At 64.8% G+C, this 19,659-nt stretch carries 16 protein-coding genes; 2 read left to right on the forward strand and 14 right to left on the reverse strand.

Annotated elements, in window-relative coordinates; translation table 11 throughout:
* Genes selD through RA25_RS02080 form a run of 7 tightly spaced genes read right to left on the reverse strand, consistent with a single transcriptional unit; the run spans position 1 to position 8,117 of the window.
* A complete protein-coding gene (gene selD / locus RA25_RS02050; RefSeq protein WP_039170298.1) occupies positions 1-2,163 on the reverse strand; it encodes a selenide, water dikinase SelD in 2,163 nt (720 codons plus the stop codon).
* 31 nt (positions 2,164-2,194) lie between these two features.
* Entirely contained in the window at positions 2,195-2,596 is a 402-nt protein-coding gene (locus tag RA25_RS02055) for a Na+/H+ antiporter subunit G (protein WP_039169767.1), read from the reverse strand.
* 11 nt (positions 2,597-2,607) lie between these two features.
* Entirely contained in the window at positions 2,608-2,877 is a 270-nt protein-coding gene (locus RA25_RS02060; RefSeq protein ID WP_019295814.1) for a K+/H+ antiporter subunit F, read from the reverse strand.
* On the reverse strand, positions 2,874-3,371 hold the full coding sequence (locus tag RA25_RS02065; protein ID WP_019295815.1) for a Na+/H+ antiporter subunit E: 498 nt from the start codon (positions 3,369-3,371) through the stop codon (positions 2,874-2,876). Before RA25_RS02065 ends, RA25_RS02060 begins: the two co-directional genes overlap by 4 nt.
* Positions 3,368-4,900: a monovalent cation/H+ antiporter subunit D gene (locus RA25_RS02070; protein WP_039169769.1), complete on the reverse strand. Its 1,533-nt coding sequence runs from the start codon at positions 4,898-4,900 to the stop codon at positions 3,368-3,370. The genes RA25_RS02065 and RA25_RS02070 overlap by 4 nt, the downstream gene beginning before the upstream one ends.
* Positions 4,900-5,253: a Na+/H+ antiporter subunit C gene (locus RA25_RS02075; protein ID WP_019295817.1), complete on the reverse strand. Its 354-nt coding sequence runs from the start codon at positions 5,251-5,253 to the stop codon at positions 4,900-4,902. Before RA25_RS02075 ends, RA25_RS02070 begins: the two co-directional genes overlap by 1 nt.
* A gap of 2 nt (positions 5,254-5,255) precedes the next feature.
* Complete coding sequence (locus RA25_RS02080) at positions 5,256-8,117, reverse strand: monovalent cation/H+ antiporter subunit A (RefSeq protein ID WP_039169772.1); 2,862 nt, start codon at positions 8,115-8,117, stop codon at positions 5,256-5,258.
* A gap of 255 nt (positions 8,118-8,372) precedes the next feature.
* Between RA25_RS02080 and RA25_RS02085 the strand changes: the two genes are divergently transcribed.
* Together RA25_RS02085 and RA25_RS02090 are read left to right on the forward strand one after the other, a co-directional pair.
* Positions 8,373-8,846: a rhodanese-like domain-containing protein gene (locus RA25_RS02085; RefSeq protein WP_052254138.1), complete on the forward strand. Its 474-nt coding sequence runs from the start codon at positions 8,373-8,375 to the stop codon at positions 8,844-8,846.
* Positions 8,843-9,688, forward strand: coding sequence for a CocE/NonD family hydrolase (locus RA25_RS02090; RefSeq protein ID WP_152612157.1), 846 nt, complete (start codon positions 8,843-8,845; stop codon positions 9,686-9,688). The genes RA25_RS02085 and RA25_RS02090 overlap by 4 nt, the downstream gene beginning before the upstream one ends.
* A 249-nt stretch (positions 9,689-9,937) precedes the next feature.
* Here RA25_RS02090 and mdoH read toward each other — a convergent pair whose 3' ends face one another.
* The 7 genes from mdoH to RA25_RS02125 form a co-directional block, all read right to left on the reverse strand.
* Positions 9,938-11,815 (reverse strand): glucans biosynthesis glucosyltransferase MdoH, encoded by a 1,878-nt coding sequence (gene mdoH, locus RA25_RS02095; protein WP_039170305.1) that lies wholly within the window; start codon positions 11,813-11,815, stop codon positions 9,938-9,940.
* Complete coding sequence (locus tag RA25_RS02100) at positions 11,812-13,320, reverse strand: glucan biosynthesis protein (protein WP_039169775.1); 1,509 nt, start codon at positions 13,318-13,320, stop codon at positions 11,812-11,814. The genes mdoH and RA25_RS02100 overlap by 4 nt, the downstream gene beginning before the upstream one ends.
* Positions 13,317-14,579, reverse strand: a complete 1,263-nt coding sequence (locus RA25_RS02105; RefSeq protein WP_039169777.1) for an OpgC family protein — start codon at positions 14,577-14,579, stop codon at positions 13,317-13,319. The genes RA25_RS02100 and RA25_RS02105 overlap by 4 nt, the downstream gene beginning before the upstream one ends.
* Positions 14,580-14,604: 25 nt before the next feature.
* Positions 14,605-15,966, reverse strand: coding sequence for a tetratricopeptide repeat protein (locus RA25_RS02110; RefSeq protein ID WP_039169778.1), 1,362 nt, complete (start codon positions 15,964-15,966; stop codon positions 14,605-14,607).
* A gap of 266 nt (positions 15,967-16,232) precedes the next feature.
* Entirely contained in the window at positions 16,233-17,432 is a 1,200-nt protein-coding gene (locus tag RA25_RS02115; RefSeq protein ID WP_039169780.1) for a CaiB/BaiF CoA transferase family protein, read from the reverse strand.
* Positions 17,419-19,032, reverse strand: coding sequence for a thiamine pyrophosphate-binding protein (locus RA25_RS02120; protein ID WP_039169783.1), 1,614 nt, complete (start codon positions 19,030-19,032; stop codon positions 17,419-17,421). Before RA25_RS02120 ends, RA25_RS02115 begins: the two co-directional genes overlap by 14 nt.
* Positions 19,033-19,178: 146 nt before the next feature.
* Positions 19,179-19,649, reverse strand: a complete 471-nt coding sequence (locus RA25_RS02125) for a DUF302 domain-containing protein (protein WP_019295827.1) — start codon at positions 19,647-19,649, stop codon at positions 19,179-19,181.
* Positions 19,650-19,659: the final 10 nt, after the last annotated feature.

Genomic DNA, 19,659 nt, shown 5'->3' on the forward strand with positions numbered 1-19,659 from the left:
CTAGGCACTGAGGGTGATGGCCCCGGTGTCTTCTGTGACCTTGCCGATGAGGGCTGCCGGATAGCCGGCGGCCTGCAACTGCTCCAGCAGATTTCCGGCCTGATCCGGGGCAACCGCGGCCAGCAGGCCGCCTGCGGTTTGCGGATCAAACAGCAGGTCCTGCCAGCCGGTGGTCTTCAGCTTCGGCAGGGCGGCCTGATTGGCGGGGAACAGCGAGGAGCGGATGCCGCGGTCTGCCAGTTCGGCGGCGCCTTGCATCAGGGGGATCCGGCCGGTGTAGAGATCTGCCCCGGTGCGGGACGCTTCGCAGATACCAAGCAGATGGCCGAGGAGGCCGAAGCCAGTGACGTCAGTCATTGCATGGGTGTCCTGCAGGATGCGGGCGGCGGCGCCCTGCGGCTGGCTCATCTGTTCCAGAGCTGCGGCAACCCATTCGCCCTTGGCTTCGCCCGCCATCTCTGCGGCCATCAGAACGCCGGAGCCGAGGGGCTTGGTCAGGATCAGCGCATCGCCTGGTTGCGCACCTGCGAGGGTGATGGCGGGGCGGCGGCAGAGGCCAGTGACGGTGAAGCCGATGGTCAGCTCATCCCCCAGCGAAGTGTGGCCGCCGATGATGGCAGCACCTGCTGCCTGCATGACCTCTGCGGCGGCGGTCATGATTTCCTGCAGGGTGCGGGCCTGCAGGGCCGGGGACATGCGCGGCAGGATCAGGTTGGCGGTGGCGGCCTGAGGCTCTGCCCCCATCGCCCAGATATCGCCAAGCGCATGCACGGCGGTGATGCGGGTCATCAGCACCGGGTCATTGGTGAAGCTGCGCAGGTGGTCGGTGCTGATCACCTGTTTGACGCCGCCGGTTGTCAGCAGCGCCGCGTCGTCGCCGGGCAGCGGCGTAATGTCGTCGCGGACCTCAGTCCCTAAGCCCGCAAGAGTGCCGAGCAGCGCGTTGCGCCCGACCTTGGCGCCGCAGCCGCCGCACATGGGCTTGTCTCCAAGTGCCTGCTCCATATCGAGGGTGTGTTCGGCAGGCAGCGGCGAGGCCTCCATGGTGGGCAGATCGCGGAACTTTTCCATGAAGGCCTGGTCGATGCGATCCTTCCAGGTCCACATCAGCGGGCCGGACAGGGTGGTGCCGAAGCGTTCGCCGAGCGCTTCCCTGGAGCCCATGGAGATCAGTTTCAGGTAGTCCTTCTGCGGTTTGTATTTGCGCAGCGGGTCGCCGGTCATCAGGGCGCGCAGGTTGTGGTAGAGCACCGGGGCCTGGCGCACGGCGTAGACGCCTGCCTTGGGGCGCGGGGCGAACTCCATATGGGCGCAGTCGCCGGCGGCAAAGACCTGCGGATCAGAGCTTTGCAGGGTTTCACTGGCGCGGATGAAGCCGTCGTTCAGGTCTAATCCGCTGTCCGCGAGCCAGCCATAGGGACGGGCGCCGGCGGCGCCGGTGGTGAAATCCGAGAGGATTTCGCGCCCGTCCTGCAGCGTGATGTAGCCGTCTTCGATTCGTTCTATGTCGGCGTTCTCCTCCAGCCGCACGCCGTGTTCCACCAGGGCGCGCCGCAGGGTCTGGCGGGCCCTTTCGCCGATTGCGCGTAAAGCCTGGTCGCTATCGATCAGCGTTGCCTGAGCGAGGCGGCCGCGTGACTTGAGGGCATAGGCCATCGCGAGGATCAGCTCCACCCCGGCGACGCCGCCGCCGATCACCGCGACATGGGCGGGGCTATCGCCGTCGCGAAAGCCAGCCCAGCGGGCGGCGAAGCGGCCCAGTGGCTTGGCCGGGATGCCGTGCTCGGCAAAGCCCGGCAGGTCCGGCATGGCGGAGGTGATGCCGATGTCGACGGACGCCACGTCATAGGCAATCGGCGGGCGGCCGGGCACATGCACCAGCTGGGAAGCCGTGTCGATATGTTCTGCCGCGCCTAGCACCACGCGGGCGCCGGCAAAACGGGCGAGGCGGACGAGGTCGATGTCCAGCTCATCCCGCTGGTAATGGCCTGCCACAAAGCCGGGCAGCATACCGGAATAAGGTGCAGTGGGGCCGGGATTGATCACCGTCAGCCGGGCGCCGGGCAGGGGCTTCATCCCCCATTTGCGCAAGACCAGCGCGTGGGTGTGGCCGCCGCCCACCAGAACCAGGTCACGGGTCAGCGGCAGGCGGGAGGTGTCGATCACGGGTCAGGCCTTCCTGAGTGCTGTGCGTTCAGTCTTCGGCGGGCGGCGTCTGTTCCGCGCTGCGGCGTTCCTCATCCTCGGGCGTGTCATGGGTGGCCCAGTGATCGTCGCCGCCGGCCTTTGGCATGGTATCGCGGGTTTCCTGCCGGTGGATATGCACCTTGGCAATGAAATTTGCCGTGATGGGCGCGGTCAGGAACAGGAACAGGGTGATCATCAGCTCATGGTAGGAGAAGTACTTCTCAAACGCGGCGGCGTGCAGCATGGAGGCCAGCAGCACCCCGCCGACGCCGAGGGTGGTGGCCTTGGTCGGAGCGTGCAGCCGTGACATCTGGTCGTTCAGCTTGATCAGCCCGTAGGAGCCGACAATGCCGAAGATGCCGGCGGTTACCAGGAAGGCGGCGACGAGGAATTCAAACAGGGTTTCCATCTTTCTGCCCCTTACTCGATGATGTTGCCGCGCAGGATGAAGCGCGCGTAGGCCACGGTGGAGACAAATCCGAGCATCGCGATGATCATTGCGGCCTCAAAGAAGATCTCGGTTCCCAGCGCCATGCCGTAGAGCACCATCAGGGCGATGGCGTTGATGAACATGGTGTCGAGCGCCAGGATGCGGTCGGCCACATCGGGGGCGGTGACGACCTTCCAGAGGTTCATCAGCATGGCGAGCGCGAAACAGGCGAAGGCGAAGGTGGCAGCGCTTTCGATCATTCGAAAATCTCCATCAGCCGGCGCTCGTAGCGCTGTTTGATTTCATCCCGCACCGCGTCGGGGTTGGGGGCATCGAGGCAGTGGACCAGCAGGGCGTGGCCCTCATCCGAGACGTCCGCTGACAGGGTGCCGGGGGTCATGGTGATGGTGCCGGCAAGGGCGGTGATTGCCTCCGGCGTTTTCAGGTCCAGCGGGATGGTGATCCAGTTGGGGCGCCGGTCGGCGTTGGGTTTGAACAGCACGATGCGGGCGACGATGATGTTGGCCTGCACGATGTCCAGCAGCACAACCAGGATGTATTCCGCGATCTTGAACGGGCGGCGAAGGTTGGGCCGGTTGGGCCAGAAGGGCTGGGTCACGAAGGGGATCACCACCCCCAGCAGGAAGCCGAAGACCAATGAGTTCAGCGACCAGCGGTTCACCATCAAAAGCCAGGTGAGGGTCAGCAGGAGCGTGAGCAAGGGGTGCGGAAAAAGCCGCCAGACCAGTTTCATTCAGCCGTCCTCCCAAGCACGGTGTCGATATAGGCCGAGGGCGCGTAGAGCTGCGCCGCCGTTGCCTCGGCATAGCGGGTGGCGGGGCCTGCAAAAACGGTGAGCGCCACCAGCCCGGCCAGGAGGCCGAAGCAGGCCACGAAGGCCAGTGCAGGCGGCGGTGCGGTTTCAGCAGCGGTGTAGCCGGGTTCCTCTGCAGCGCGTTGAGGCAGGCCGTGGCCCTTCCAGAACAGGAGCGAACCTGCGCGGGCCATGCCGATGATGGTGATGAGCGAGCCGAGCAGGATCACACCCCAGATCCAGGGGGCGAGATCGGCGCCGCGGGTGGCATCAAGGACCAGCAGCTTGCCCAGGAAGCCCGAAAGCGGCGGCATCCCCGCCAGCGCGATGGCCGCGGCAAAGAACAGCGCTGAGATCAGCCCGGTCTGCGGCATCGGCAACTGGGGCAGGATCCACTGGCCCTGGCGTTCCATCACCAGGTCAGCGACCAGGAACAGCAGCGCCGCGGCCAGTGTCGAGTGTACTAGGTAGTAGAGCGCAGCTGCGGCGGCGGTCTGGGTGAACAAAGAGATTGCGATCAAGAGCGTGCCCATGGAGGCGATGGCGCCGAAGGCGGCGAGGCGGCCCAGCTTCTTGGAGCCGAGGACGCCGATGGCGCCGGCGCCAAGAGTCAGCATGGCGGCGGGCAGCAGCCAGCTTTCGGTCAGGCCTGCGGTGGCCTCAACCTCGGGGCCAAAGACCAGCGTGTAGATGCGCAGGATCGAATAGGCGCCGACCTTGGTCATGATTGCAAACAGTGCCGCCACCGGCATCGGCGCGTTGGCATAGGCCGAGGGCAGCCAGAAGTGCAGCGGCAGGAGCGATGCCTTGATCGCGAAGACCAAGAGGAGCATCACCGCGCCCACGCGCAGAAGGGCGGTGTCCTCTGCCGGAATCTGGGCGACCTTCACCGCCAGGTCGGCCATGTTGAGGGTGCCGGTCACGGAGTAGAGCGTGCCGAGTGCAAACAGGAACAGGGTGGAGCCGAGGAGGTTGAACACCACATACTGCACCCCGGCCTGGAACCGGCGGGTGCCGCCGGAATGGATCATCAGCCCATAGGAGGCGATCAGCAGCACCTCGAAGAAAACGAACAGGTTGAAGGCGTCGCCGGTCAGGAAGGCGCCCATGATGCCCATCAGCTGGAACTGGAACAGCGCATGGAAGTTGGCGCCGCGGGTGTCCCAGTTGGAGCCGATGGCGTAAAGCAGCACCGGTAGAGCCAAGAGCGACGTCAGCACGATCATCATCGCCGACAGCCGGTCCAGCACCAGCACGATCCCAAAGGGTGCGGGCCAGTCGCCGAGCTCGTAGACCTTTACCGTGCCATCGGCGGACTGCGCGGCCAGCGCCAGTGTGATGCCTGCCAGCAGCACCGCACTGGCCAGCGAGAAGATCCGCTGCAGGTCCAGATGGTGGCGCAGCACCATGATGATGAAGGGCGCAACGAGGGCGGGCAGAACCACCGGCGCGATCAGAAGATGCTCCATTATGCGTCCTCCTCTGCGCCGTCTGCCTCAACCGGCATGGCGGTGCCGTCATCGCGGGACGAGAGATAGGCCCCCAGCGCGATCATCACCACAACAGCAGTCATGCCGAAGGAGATCACGATGGCGGTGAGCACCAGCGCCTGCGGCAGCGGGTCGGTATAGGCGACCTCCTCATACTTGTTGAGGATCGGCGGCGCGCCGGTGACCAGCCTGCCTGTGGCAAACAGGAACACGTTGACCGCATAGGTCAGCAGCGACAGGCCCAGGATCACCGGGAAGCTGCGGCGGCGCAGGATCAGGTAGACACCTGCCGCTGTCAGAATGCCCACGGCAGAGGCAACGAGAAGTTCCATGGTTATCCCTCCGTCCCGGTCTTGGCCGCTGCGTCGCGTGCCGGGTTGATGTCCATTGCGTGTTCGGAGCTAATGCCCGGCTGCCAGGCAAAACGCGACAGGCTTTCCAGCGCCAGCAGCACCGCACCGACCACGGCCAGGAAGACGCCGAGGTCAAAGAGGGCGGCGGTGGCCCATTCGAACTCCTCCAGCGGCGGCCAGTGCAGGTAGCCGAAATCGCTGGTGAGGAACGGCTTGCCGTTGAACCAGGCGCCCATGCCGGTGGCGGCGGCGATCAGCACGCCGGAGCCGATGATGGCGTGGTAGGGATAGCGCTGCCGCTCTGTCGCCCAGGCAAAGCCGGAGGCCATGTACTGCATGATGATGGCGATGGCGGCGACCAGGCCGGCGATAAAGCCACCGCCCGGCAGGTTGTGGCCGCGGAAGAAGATATAGGCGGCGACCATCAGTGCCAGCGGCATCATCACCCGGGTTGCCACCACCATCATCAGCGGGTGGGCGTCGCCGGCCTGCGGCAGGTCGGGCTTGCGGTTCAGCAGATAGGCACGGACCTTGGATCCGAGCACGGCCTCGGTCAGGGCAAAGATCACCATGGCGGCGATGCCCAGCACGATGATCTCGCCAAAGGTGTCATAGCCGCGGAAGTCGACCAGGATCACGTTTACCACATTGGTGCCGCCGCCGCCCTTGTAGGAATTGGCGAGATAGAAGTCCGAGATGGTCGGGAAGGCGAAGTCGCGCATCAGGAGGGCATAGATCAGCCCGCCCGCCCCCAGGCCCGACACCGCTGCAATCGCGCCGTCGCGGAGGCGGGTGAGGGCCGGGGTCTCGACCGGGGTTTCCTTGGGCATGAAATTCAAGGCCAGCAGCAGCAGGATGATGGTCACCACCTCAACCGAGATCTGGGTCAGCGCCAGGTCGGGGGCAGAGAGGTAGTTGAAGGACATCGAGACCACGAGGCCCACCACGCCGATCAGCACCAGCGACAGCAGGCGGTTGCGGTGCTTGGCGACGATGAACAGGGTTGCCACCACCAGGGCGAACCAGCCAACAACCGGCAGGGCGCCCGGTTCCTGCATCTGGCGGGTTTCAACGCCCAGGGTTCCTCCGCGGTAGGCGAAATAGCTGATGGCCACGGTAAAGGTGACCATGATCGCCGCGTAACGGGTGAGAACGCCGTTGTGCAAGCCTTCGGTCACGAACTGGCTGAGGCGGGTGAAGGCGCCGATCAGGGCCTCGAAAATGGTCTTGGCTTCAGGCCGGGGCAGGGCGTTCCAGGCCCGCTGAAGGGGCTTGTGCAGCGCCAGCAGGGTCAGGCCGCCGATGGTGGCTGCGATGGACATGTAAAGCGCCGGGGTCAGACCGTGCCAGAGCTTGAGTGAATAGTAGGGCAGCTCGCCGCCGCCGATGACTGCGCCTGCTGCGGTGGCGACCATCGGTCCTGCGAGTTTGGCCGAGGCAAGGCCGATCAGCACCACCAGCACGACCAGAAACGCCGGGCCGATCCACATGCCGGTGTTCGGGTCATGCGGGTGGCCGGGGTAGTCGTCACGCTTTTGCCCGAGGAAGACGTGCACGATGAAGCGGAAGGAATAGGCGGCTGAGAAGAGTGCCGCCAGAGTGGCCAGGGCGGGCACGATCAGGTGCGAGCCGTTCCAGATGGTATGGGCGGTTTCCTCCAGCATCATCTCCTTGGAGAGGAAGCCGTTGAGGGGCGGAATGCCCGCCATCGACAGCGCCGCGACCGTACCGATGGTGAAAGTGATCGGCATCAGATGGCGCAGGCCGCCGAGGCGCTTGATGTCGCGGGTGCCGGCCTCATGGTCGACAATGCCCGCAGTCATGAACAGCGCCGCCTTGAACGTGGCGTGGTTGATGATGTGGAAGACGGCGGCCACCGCTGCGATCTTGGTGCCAAAGCCCAGGAGCATGGTGATCAGGCCCAGGTGGCTGACGGTGGAGAACGCCAGGAGCGCCTTGAGGTCGTCCTTGAAGAGGGCAATCACCGCGCCGACCAGCATGGTGACAAGGCCGGTGGTGGCAACGATGTAGAACCACTCCGGCGTGCCGGCCAGAACCGGCCAGAGGCGCGCCATCAGAAAGAGGCCGGCCTTCACCATTGTGGCGGAGTGCAGATAGGCCGAGACAGGCGTTGGCGCGGCCATCGCGTGCGGCAGCCAGAAATGGAACGGGAACTGCGCCGATTTGGTGAAGGCGCCCAGCAGGATCAGGATCAGTGCGGGCAGGTAGAGATCCGAGGATTGGATCGCTTCCTTGTTCTGCAGGATCACGCTGAGGTCATAGGAACCAGCGATTTGGCCCAGCATCAGCATGCCGGCAATCATCGCCAGCCCGCCGGAGCCGGTCACCGTCAGCGCCATGCGCGCGCCCTGGCGGCCCTCGGGCAGGTGTTTCCAGTAGCCGATCAGCAGGAAGGAGCTGAGCGAGGTGAGCTCCCAGAACACCAGCAGCAGCAGGATGTTGTCCGAGAGAACGATGCCGACCATCGCGCCCTGGAACAGCAGAAGGTAGCTGTAGAACTGGCCCATGGGGTCTTCGCGCGACAGGTAGTAGCGGGCGTAAAGGATGATCAGGAGGCCGATGCCCAGGATCATCGCCGCAAACAGGAAGCCAAGGCCATCAAGGAAGAAATGCGCGTTGAGGCCAAGGGCGGGCAGCCAGTCCACCGCGGCATAGACCGTCTCGCCGCGGAACACGGCGGGGATGTGCAGCATCAGGCCGATGAAGGCGAGCAGCGTGGTCAGCCCGGCGGCAGAGGCAGCCGCATTGCGTCCGGCGCGGATCAATAGCGCGGGAAAGACGGCTCCGATAAAGGGCAGGGCCGCAATCAGGAAAAGGGACACGTGCAAGTCTCCTGTCGGGTTGGCGCGTCGTTTTTAGGCCAGTGCTAAGCAATTTTGTTGCTCAGAACCACCCCCGCCGCCCGGATTGCGGCGGTAATGCCGCAGCCAAAGGCAGAGTGAATACGCTCGTTACGGGCATAATTGGGCAGCAGGCGCGCAATAACAAGAACTTGACCGATGGAATCGGCCTGTTTCTGGTGATTGAGGGCCTGTGGCCTGCTAGACCATAGGGGCAAAAGCGGCAGCGGAGGAACGATGGCTGGGGCAGACGCAATAAACCCGACGCTTACGCGGCGGCTGGTGCTGCTGGGCGGCGCTGCTGCCGCAGCGGGGGCCGGCATCTGGTGGCAGCGCCGCCAGCCACCGGACCACGATCATCCGCGGCTGACCGTGGCGGAGGCCTATGCGCAGGCGCAGGCCGGCGAGATTACCCTGGTAGACATCCGCACGCCGCAGGAATGGCGGGCGTCGGGTGTCCCAGTGGGCAGTCATCAGATCGACATGCGGCGGGAAGACTTCATCAAGGCCCTGCAGGCTGTGGCGGGGCCTGACCGCTCTGTGCCTGTGGCGCTGATCTGCGCCCGCGGTGTGCGCTCTGCACGGGTGACGCTGATGCTGTCGGAGGCGGGTTATACCCATGTGATTGACGTGCCGGAAGGGATGCTGGGGTCTGCAGCCGGGCCGGGTTGGATCGCCGGCAACCTGCCGGTGGCGCGGTGGCAGGGATGATGCAGGGGTTGAGAAAGGCGGCGGCTGCCGCGGCTCTGGCTGCGGTCTTCGGCAGTGCGGCCATGGCAGAGTGCGGCGCAGAGGCAGGTGCCTGCAGCATTGAAGAGGGACAGTATCAAATTGTCCTGCCGGATCCTGCGGGGGCAGAGGGCGCAGTGCCGGTGGTGATGTTCCTTCACGGTTATGGCGGCAGCGGCAGCAGTGTGCTGCGCAACCGGACGCTGGTGGCGGGGCTGACGCAGCGCGGCTATGCGGTGATTGCGCCCGAGGGGCTGCGCCGGGATGGCAGCGGACCGCAATCCTGGGGGTTCGGCCCGTTTACCGGGGGGCGTGACGAGGGCGCGTTTTTTGCCGCGGTGCTGGCGGATGCGGCAGAGCAATTCGGAACCTCCCGGTCGCAGACGGTGCTGGCCGGGTTCTCGGCCGGTGCCTTCATGGTGCATTACCTGGCCTGCCGCGACCCTGCCGCCTTTGCGGCTTATGCGCCGGTGTCCGGCGCCTTTTGGCGGCCGCAGCCGGAACGCTGCAATGGCCCCGTGCGGCTGTTGCAGGTGCATGGCTGGCGCGACGAGGTGGTGCCGCTGGAGGGCCGAATTCTGGGTGGCGGGCGGTTTGAGCAGGGCGATGTCTTTGCCGCGCTGGAGGTTTGGCGGGAGGCCAACGCTTGCACCTCTCATGCGCCGGACAGGGCGTGGAGCGCAGATGGCCTGATGCGCCGCCGCTGGGACTGCGGGCCGGGTGCGGATATTGAGCTAGTGCTGTTTGATGGCGGCCATACGCTGCCCAAGAGCTGGGCGGAGCTGATGGCGGAGTGGTTCGAGAACCAGCCGGCGGTGCGCTGACGCCGCCGGAACGTCTAGAGCCGCCGGAGCGTCTGGAAAAGGGCGGCGGGCTCCCGCCCCTTTGGCCTGAAAATTAAAGATTTGCAGGCCAAAGCGTTGGGCCGGGCAGCGCTCCCGTGCGGGCGCGCTGCGGTAGCGTTTGCCGCGGGCCTCGCCGCGCGTCTGCGCGGCGCCGGGCCCAAGGCCGCCAAGGTGATCCGGCGTGAGCCGGGGCATCCTGCGGGCGCGGGAGTTCCTTGTTTGCGGCGGTTACTCTGCCGGGGTGCCGCGGGCGGTGGTACCGTCCAGCAGCGCCTTCAGGTCAGCGCGGGCGGCACGGGCGGCGCGGGTGATCTGGGGTTCGGTGAATTCCTCCCGCGTGGCCATCCAGTGGCGGATGCGGTTCACGGTCTTGACGCCGGAGAGCGCAGACAGCGGCACCGCCAGCACCAGCGACAGCGCGATGGGCGCCAGCCACAGCGACACGGTTCCGGTCAGGATGCCGGCCCAGAGCGCAACACCGCTGACGGTTTCCAGCGCGTGGCAGGTCACAAGGGTACGCAGGGAGTAGCTGCCGCCGTCACGCGCCTGCGGTGCCCAGCCGCGCTGCAGGCCAAGGGCGGTGCGGAACACCGCGATCATCTGTTGCACCATCAGGATCGGCGCATAGAGGATGGCCAGCACCACCTCGGACACGAAAGACAGTGCGAAATGCACCGGGCCGCCGTATTCGGAAAACCGGTTGCCTGTGAGCGGCAGCGCTGCTGCGGCCAGCATCTTGGGCGCCAGAAGCATGGCGTAGATCAGGATGATCACCAGCACATGCTTGGGCTCGGACATGTCGGGCCAGCTGGGGCGGAAGGGGTTGGCTTCGCTGAAGTAGCTGATGACGGACGCCTCTTCGCTGCGGCCGATCACGGCCCAAAGGACCAGCAGTGCAAACCAGACCGGCGCCATCAGGTAGCCGATCGCGCCTGCAAACAGGTGGAAGCGGGAGATTGCGCGGAAGCCTTTGGCGTGCAGCAGGTTGAGGTGCTGCAGGTTGCCCTGGCACCAGCGGCGGTCGCGCAGGATGTGATCGATCAGGGTGGCCGGTGTTTCCTCGTAGGATCCACGGATGCGGGGCAGGAAGCGCACCGACCAGCCGGCCCGGCGCAACAGGCCTGCCTCGACGAAATCATGGCTCATGATCAGCTTCTCGCCGCCGCCAAAGCGGGAACGCAGCAGCGGCAAGCCGGCACAGGCGGCAAAGGCGCGGGTGCGGATGATGGCGTTGTGGCCCCAGTAGTTGCCTTCGTGCCCGGCCCAGCGTGCCAGGCCCTCGGCCAGGGCGAGGCCATAGACGCCGTTGGCAAACTGTTGCATGCGTCCAAAGACGGACTGGGCGCCAATTAGCTGAGGATAGCTTTGGATCAGACCAGCGCCGGGGTCGCGCGCCAGTGCATCGGCAAGGCGGGCAATGGCGCGGCCGGTCATCAGGCTGTCGGCGTCCAGCACCAGCATCGCCTCATAGCCCGCGCCCCAGCGGCGCACCCAGTCGGAGATATTGCCGACCTTGCGGCCTTCGTTGTCGTCGCGGCGGCGGTAGTAGAGCTCAGTGCCCTCGGGCAGCATGGTGCGCAGCGCCTCGACGCTGGCGCGCTCCTGCGCGGCAATGGCGTCGTCGCGGGTATCCGACAGGATGAACATCGCGTATTCATGCAGGCCGCCGCGGCCGTGAAGCTCCTGCAGCATGGTCTGAGCGTTGCCCAGCACGTACCAGGGCACCTCGTTGTAGACCGGCATCAAGAGCGCCACCTTCATCGGGCGGGCAGCACCGCGGGCGGCGGTGCGCTCGCGGCGCGACAGCCCGTAAAGGCCGAGCAGTACAGTGGAGACGGTGAAGGCGATCCAGAAGAAGTTGAAGGCGATCAGCGCCAGCAGGATCATCTCCAGCACCGAGAAGCCGCCATCGGTGAACCAGCCGGCCATGACCCAGGTCAGAACACCGGTTGCGGCCATCGCGGGCGAAAACGCCAGCAGGCGCCACAGCGCCACCTGGCGCGGCGCGGCACCGCCGGGGGCTTCCGCATCGCGAAAATCCTTGCTGAAATCTTGCTCCGGCATCGCCAGAGGCTGTTCCGGAGGCATCAGATCACACATGGTCATGCGGTCCACCTGTAAAGCCAGACCTCAGAGGCGGGGCTGCCGTCTTTCCTGAGCTGGGCGCGAAGTTCGACGTGGTCCCGGTCGCCCGGATCAAAGTAGAAGGCGAGCCGCAGGCCGCCGGTTTCCGGATTGCGCTGCAGCACGCCTTCGCTGGTCGCCACATGGGGAGAGTGGATGTGGACGTCAAGGGTGTCCGGTTCGCCTTCGAGCAACGGGTGCGCGGCAAAGTCGATGGTCATGATCCGGCCCGGACCGCCAAAGATGCGGGCACCTTCGGCGGTGTCGGTCACCCGCGGCATCGGCAGCACCGGCTCGCCGCCCCAGGTGAGGCGGTAATTGAGGCTGACCTCGGATCCGGCGGCATAGGGTTCGCGCGGGCGCCAGTAGGCGACGATGTTGTCGTAGATTTCCTTGTCCGCCGGGATTTCCACCAGCGTGACAGCGCCTTTGCCCCAGTCTTCCTTGGGTTCCACCCACAGGCAGGGGCGGTTGTGATAGAAGGCCTCGAGGTCGTTGAAATCCGACAACTTGCGCGACCGCTGCATCAGACCGAAGCCGCGCGGGTTGTCGTCCACGAAGGAGGACACTTGCAGGCGTTTCGGGTTGGCCAGTGGCCGCCACAGGGTTTCGCCATTGCCGTTCAGTACCAGCAGCCCGTCGCTGTCGTGCACCGCCGGGCGGAAATCGTCGAACCGGTGGCGGTTGGTGGCATCGAACAGGAACATCGAGGTGAGCGGCGCAAGGCCTGCATGGCTCAGCTCCTCGCGGGCAAACAGCGTTGCCTCCACATCCATCACGGCGCTGCTGCCCGGGGTGACGGTGAAGCGGTAGGCGCCGGTGACCGACGGCGAGTCCATCAGCGCATGCACCACCATGTGGCGCTGGCCGGGGGCGGGGGCCTCAAGCCAGAATTCGATGAACTCGGGGAATTCCTCGCCTTCGGGGTCAGCGGTTTTCAGAGCCAGGCCGCGGGCAGACAGGCCGTAGGCATTGCCGATGCCGATGGCGCGGAAATAGCTGGCGCCCTGGAAGACGCAGAACTCGGTCTTCTTGGTGGGGTCGTTCAGATCGGTGCGCAGGCGCAGGCCTGAATAGCCCAGGTCGCCCTCGGTGGTGAGGTCCGGCGCCTTTTCGTTTTTGTCGAACAGCGAGAGGTCAAAGGGCACGCGGCTGGACAGCCCGTCCGTCACCGTATTGATCTGGATGGCGCGCGGGAAATAGAGGCCGGGAAGGAAGAAATCAACGTTGTAGCTGCGGTCCGTGCTGGACCACAGCGCGTCCTTGGTGCGGAACCAGCGGGCCTTGTAGTCGTCATAGGACTGCTCCAGCCAGTCTTGCGGCACCATCGGGCGCTCGGCATAATCCTTCGCGGCCAGGGCGCGGGCCTTGGCGATCACGACATCGCGGGTGAACGGCACGGCTTCGCTGGCCATGCCGGGCAATGCGGCAAGGGCGGTGCTGCCAAGTGCGGCAGCCATGAATGTGCGGCGGGTCAAAGTGCTCATCGCTTGGCTCTCCAAGGTTGCGACTTGAACCAGGCTGCGGAGTAAGCGCAGACAATGATTAGGAAAAAGCCAACCAGGTTGGCGAATGCCGTGGTCATAACCGCGCGGTCGGTCTGGTCAAGCGCAAAGCCGATGAACCGCGCCAGAGCCATGGAGAAAACAAACACCGCAAGCGATTGCTGACCGACCTTGGTGATCAGTTTCAGCAAAACCGCCCAGGTGCGGGCCGCCAGAGACTGGCCGGAGGCGATGAGCCGCTTGCCGCCAGTGCCGGCCGCTACCCAGCCCAGATAGGCCAGCGACAGGAAGTGGGCATAACGCAGCAGGCCGAAGTCTGTTTTCTCGCGCCATTCGGCGGTGATTTCCCAGGTCGGGCGGATCAGGCTGGCCAGGTCCTTGTTCGCGGCTTCCACCCACAGGAACACCTTCCATGAGCCGAAGGGCGCCGACAGGACCAGGAATGCGGCGGCCAGAATCACCAGCGCCTTGGAGACCGGCGGCGCAGGCAGCCAGCCTTTCATGAAGGCAAAACCGGTGAAGAACAGCAGCTGCCAGCCGAGCGGGTTGAAGAACCATTCCCGCTCGGACCAGGGCTCCGCCATGAAGGAGATACCGTCCGGGCCGAGGCCGATCATGTAGGGGTTGGCGGTGAGCCAGATCAGGATGCTGGCGGTGGCCACAGTCCACAGACCTGCCTTCTCCAGCCCCATCATCAGCGGCATCAGCAGAAGAACCACCAGGTACATCGGCAGGATGTCAAAGTAGTTCGGCACGTAAGTCAGGGTGAACAGCCCGGTCAGCTGCTGCACCGTGTTGGTGAAGAACCAGTGCAGGTTCAATGAGCCGATATAGCTCTTGTCGAAGCCGCCGTATAGGTCGAGCAGCGCCATCGAGGCGGCGAGGAAGAAGAACAGGCCGATATGGGCCCAGTAAACCTGCCAGCAGCGGAACACCACGCGGGCGGTGCCGAGCCACCAGCCTTGCTTGGCATAGGAGCTGCCGAAGGCAATGGCCGAGGCCATGCCGGAGCAGAAGACGAAGATCTCTGTTGCATCGGAAAAGCCGAACCGGGCCGGGATCCAGCTGGCCCAGCGGTTGCCCGGGATATGCGCCACCAGGATGATGAACATCGCTATACCGCGGTAGAAGTCGAGCCGCGGGTCGCGCACACGGGGCTGGGCCGCCTGCAGCGGGGGCGCTGCACGGTTGGCAGCATTGGGGTCTTTCTGAGGCCCGGGGAAGGGCGCAACGCTGGACATCGGTCGTTTCTGGTCCTTGAAGGTCTTATTCGGCGGGAACGCTTGCAGCGTCGGGTGAGTTCCGGCCCTGGGCGATCAGAGCGCGGCGGGCCAGGGCGTAATTGTCCTCTGTGCCGCCGCGCTTGACGCAGCGGTCATCCAGTATTGCTTCGACTTCGTCAAGCTGTCCTGCACGCAGGCCGGCGTCTATGGTTATCCGTTCGAAAACATCGCGTTGCGCGTGGCTGCCGCCGGCCAGCTGCATGGTGGCGCGGGCTGTGGATAAATTTGCGAAAGCGGCCTTGTAATTACCGTCTCCGAAGGCCTCCAAACCGTCGGCGGCGGCGCATCCGGGGGCGGCCATCCGCTCCTTCGCCTCGCTGCCGCCCGCATCAGCATCGGCGTGAATCCGCTGAACCAGCCGGTGCGCCTCCTCCTTTCGGTGGCCGGTGAGGGCCAGGAGGTAGTGCAAGTCGGCGAAAATCAGGCTTCCATCCTCGGTCCGGCTGGCACAGAGATTCGCCAGTTCCTCCCAGCGGGGGCCAACATTGACGCCTTCCAGTTCCAGCCGCATCAAGAGCGAGGTGGCGTTGGAGATGTCGCGGTAGTCGTCGGTTTTGTCCTTGCGGACCTCTGTGTCATAGAGGGCGATGGCTTCGTCCATCTGGCCCAGGTCCAGATGCATCAGCGCCTTGTGCCACCAGACGTGATAGCGGAAGTTGTTGCAATGGGCCCAGGCGTCCTCGCGCCCCTCAAGCCATTCCAGCCCCGATTTCGCGTTGCCGGTCATGTCGTGAACGTGGGCGACCGCGTGCAAGCCCCAGGCATCGTCCGGTGCCATCCACAGCGCCTGGCGCCCTGCGTTGGCTGCGCGTTCGTACTCGCCGGTTTCCTCCAGCGAGAAGGAGTGGCAGCCCAAGAGGTAGCCGCGGCCTGCGTGGTCGGGATCGTAGGAGGGCAGCACCCTTTCAATCGAGGCGCGCATGCCAGCGGGATCGCCCATGATAAAGCGGATGCCGTGGCTGAGTTTCATCGCCAGCGTGTCCTGCGGGAAGATGTCCAGCACCTCCTCCATCCGCTGGATGGCCTGGCTGGGATGGCCCGACAGCCAGTTCTCCAACGCGTCGACATACTTGCGTTCGCGGGGCAGGGCGCCTTCATAAAACGCCTTGGCGTCGCGCAGCGCCTCGCGGGCGGTCGGCAGCAATTCGGAGCGGCCAAGCATTAGCAGCGACAGCCCCTTGATCGCATGGGCCAGGGCAAACTCCGGTACCGCTTTCAGCACCGCGCCCAAGTGGTCGGCGGTGACGGCGGCGTGGGCCAGAACCCCCAGCTGCACGGCGTTCCAATCCTGCAGCGCGGCTGCGTCAGTCAGGCTGCTGTCTTGGCCGAAAATGTCATGCGTCATGGGATTCCAATCTCTTTTTTGAACTCTGCGCGGTTTCCGTGTGTTCCAGTAATGTAGAGTAGAACATCGGATTGACCCGGGCGAACCCCGCTCTCGGTTTGGTGATGGGCTGTGTGCCTGCAAATGTGAATTTCGCCGGATGTGTAGGATTTCCCCGGAAAATTCTGCAAGGGGCCGTGGCAATTGATTGCAAAAACACCGCCGGTTTGGCGGTGTTTTGCCGGAAACTGTAACACTTGGCGGAATGCTGCCGCGGATTTGGGCGGTCAGGGCGTTCCGAAGGGGGAACCCGAGCCCAGAATCTCTTCTGTGCCTTCGCCGCATCGGGGCGGCGCGTGCCGGTATGTGACTGGCGTGCGCGAGAAATTCAGCGGGTTGCCCAGCAGCCTGACCGGGCCTGCCGCGGTGTCCATGCCGATGGCCATTTGCCGTGCTTCGACCTGATCGGTGGCGAACAGGGTTTCAAGGTTCTGCACCGGGCCGGCTGGCACCTTGCGGGCTTCCATCGCTGCCAGCACCGCATCGGTGGTGAAGCGCTGCACGGAGGGGATCAGGATGGCATTCAGCGCATCGCGGTTCTGCAGCCGGGCCGGGTTGGTGGCGAAACGGGGATCCTCTGCCAGGCCTTCGAGCTTCAAAAACTCCATGAAACGGCTGAACTGGCTGTCGTTGCCCACCGCCAGGATCACATGGCCGTCCGAAGTCTCATAAACGCCATAAGGCATGATGCTGGGGTGTTCGTTGCCGCGGCGCTTGGGGTTCTGGCCTGTGTTCAGATAGGCGACGCCCTCGTTGATCAGCCAGGCGATCTGGGCATCCACCAGGGCCAGGTCGATCTGCTGGCCTTCGCCGGTTTTCTCGCGGTGGTGCAGGGCAGAAAGGATGCCGATGCAGGCGTACATGCCGCACATCACATCGGCGATGCCGACGCCTGCCTTCATCGGCTGGCCGTCTGGCTCCCCAGTCAGCGACATGATGCCGCCGAACCCTTGGGCCATGATGTCATAGCCGGGCTTGTGGCTGTTGGGGCCGGTTTGGCCATAGCCGGAGATCGAGCAGTAGATCAGGCCGGGCAGATCGTCCTTGAGGCTGGCATAGTCCAGCCCGTATTTCGCCAGCCCGCCGGGTTTGAAATTCTCGATCAGGATGTCGGCTTCTGCTGCCAGGCTGCGGATCATTTGCTGGCCGTCTTCCGTTGCAATATCAATGGCGACCGAGCGTTTATTGCGGTTGGCCGCCATGAAGTAGGCGGAGAGATCGGATTGCTGCCCGTCCGCATCTGTAACATAGGGCGGCCCCCATTGCCGGGTGTCGTCGCCGCCGGTCTTGGGGTTTTCCACCTTGATCACCGTGGCGCCGAGGTCGCCCAGGAGCTGGGTGCAGGTCGGGCCTGCCAGGATGCGGGAGAGGTCGAGAACCTTGACGCCTTTGAGGGCGCCGTGGGGCAGCAGGTCAGATGCGGCCATCGTAGCCTCCGCGGTCGATCACAGCCGAGATGACGGTGAAGTTGTCTGATTTCATTGCGTCCTGCAGGGCGGCGCGCAGGTCGGCGCGGCTGGTGACGGTGACGCCTTTGCCGCCGAATGCCCGGCCCATCGCCGCAAAGTCGTGTTCAGCAAAATCCACGCCGCCATTGGCAAGCTGGCGCTGGCGCTGTTTCAGCTCAATCAAGGCAAGGCTGGCGTCCGCAAAAACCACGAAGATGGGAGCCACGCCAAGTTCGGCAGCTGTGGCGAGCTCGCCTGCGACCATCAGAAAGCCCGCGTCACCGGAGAAACTGACCACCGGGCGGTCCGGCTGCGCCAGCTTGCGCCCGATTGCCATAGGAACGGCGCAGCCCATGGTGCAGAGGCCGGAGGACTGGATCAGCCCGCGCGGTTCGGAACACTCCCACATCTGGCTGAGCAGAATCCGGTGGGCGCCGCTGTCGGCGGTGGCAAGGGTTTCCGGCGGCAGCGTGGCGCGGCATTCAGCGATGACGCCGGCAGGGCCCCAGGCCTCATCCTGTGGGAAGGCTTCGGCCAGTGCGGATTTGACAGCTGCCGGGCGGTTGTTTGCCCAGGTTTCGCGTGCAGGTGTATCGGCAGAGAGAACTTCCAGCGTGGGGGCAACTGCGGTCAGGAAGTTCAGGCCTGCCTGATGCATGTAATGGGTGTTGGCCTCTGGCGCGACGTCAATGACGTTCTGGGTGTCAAGATCCCAGACATTGCGCCAGCCGGGGCGCATCTCAATCGGGTCATAGCCGATGGAGAGCACCAGATCGGCCTCGCGCACCAGCGGCAGCAGGTGTTTGTCCGCCAGCGGTGACAGGCCCGCACCGCCCAGGCAGAGGGGGTGGTTCTCAGGCAGGATACCCTTGGCCTTGTAGGTTGTGACGAAAGGGATCTGGTGTCTCTCAAGAAAACTGCGAAGGGCAGTGCCTGCGTTTTCCTGCAGCGCATCAAGACCAATGACCGCCACCGGACGTTCAGCTGCAGCCAGCCAGGACCGCGCCTGCGCCAGTGCCTCTCCGCTTGGCGCGCTGGCACTTGCAGGCGCGCGGCGGACGCCGCGGTCCTTTGCCGGCGCATCTGCCACCGAGATCGGCACGTCAATATGCACCGGCCCGTTTCGGGGTTCAGTTGCGATGGCGACCGCCTTGTCTGCGATCAGGTCCGCAGCTTCGGCGTCCAGCCGGAAGGTCGCCTTGGTGATAGGGGTGAACACTGCGCGGTGGTCAAGAACTTGATGGGTATAGCTTTGTTCCTCCGCTGCATCGACGCAGCCGGTCAGCACCAGCATCGGCACCCGGTCCTGATGGGCGTTGGCCACCACGTTGATGCCGTTCAGCGCACCAGGGCCGAGGGTGGCGACCAGGATGACCGGCGCGCCGTCCGCATGATGCACGCCTTCGCCCATGAAGCCGGCGCAGTTCTCATGCTTGGCCAGGTGAAAGGCGATACCCGCGCGTGTCAGCGCATCGACCAGGGTCAGCACCTCGCCGCCGGGCATCCCGAAGGCATGGCGGCAGCCTGCCTCATAGAGCCGCCGGGCCAGAACATCGGCTGCGCGTGAGGGTTCTGTCATCTTGTTCGTCCAATCCGTTGATTTACCGCCAGAATGCCGAGCCTGTGCCCGCGCGCAAGCCCTCTCACGCCAGTGTGAGAAATGCTGCGGCGGTTTTTGGCGCAAACGAGGGGATTTGGGTATTTGTGACCAGAAAGAAGCTGCAGCTACTTTTGGGCCTGTTCAGCGATTAACGCGAAGCGGCGGTCGAGTTGGCCGGCCAGAGCTGCAAGGCCTGCGCCGCCCTCATCCGCGTATGGGGCAAAGACATGAGTGGGCAGCTTGTAAGACAGCGTGGCGGTGCCGTCAGCTTCCTCTGTCACATACATCCGCACAGGGGCTTCGATCATCGCAGCGGTGGAAAGTGCCAGGATCTTCACTGCGAAATCATTGTTGAAGAGGCCAATAACCCGATTGCCGGGGATGGTGATGCCGCGGGCGGCGGCAGCGCCGGTGGGGCCTGCCTGGGTGACGACGCCCAGGCCTTGGGTTTTGGCTGCGGCTTTGACATCTGCAATCAGCTGCTCGAAGGGTTTGGAGGTCTCATGCACCGCCCAGCCGTCACGCGGGGAGATGCTGCCAGCGGCGGCTGTTGAAGCTGTCAGGATCAAGGCGGCGGTCAGACGGATGAAAGACATGGGGCTTCTC

It is taken from the genome of Leisingera sp. ANG-S5 (assembly GCF_000813925.1).
In the GTDB taxonomy this organism is placed as follows: domain Bacteria; phylum Pseudomonadota; class Alphaproteobacteria; order Rhodobacterales; family Rhodobacteraceae; genus Leisingera.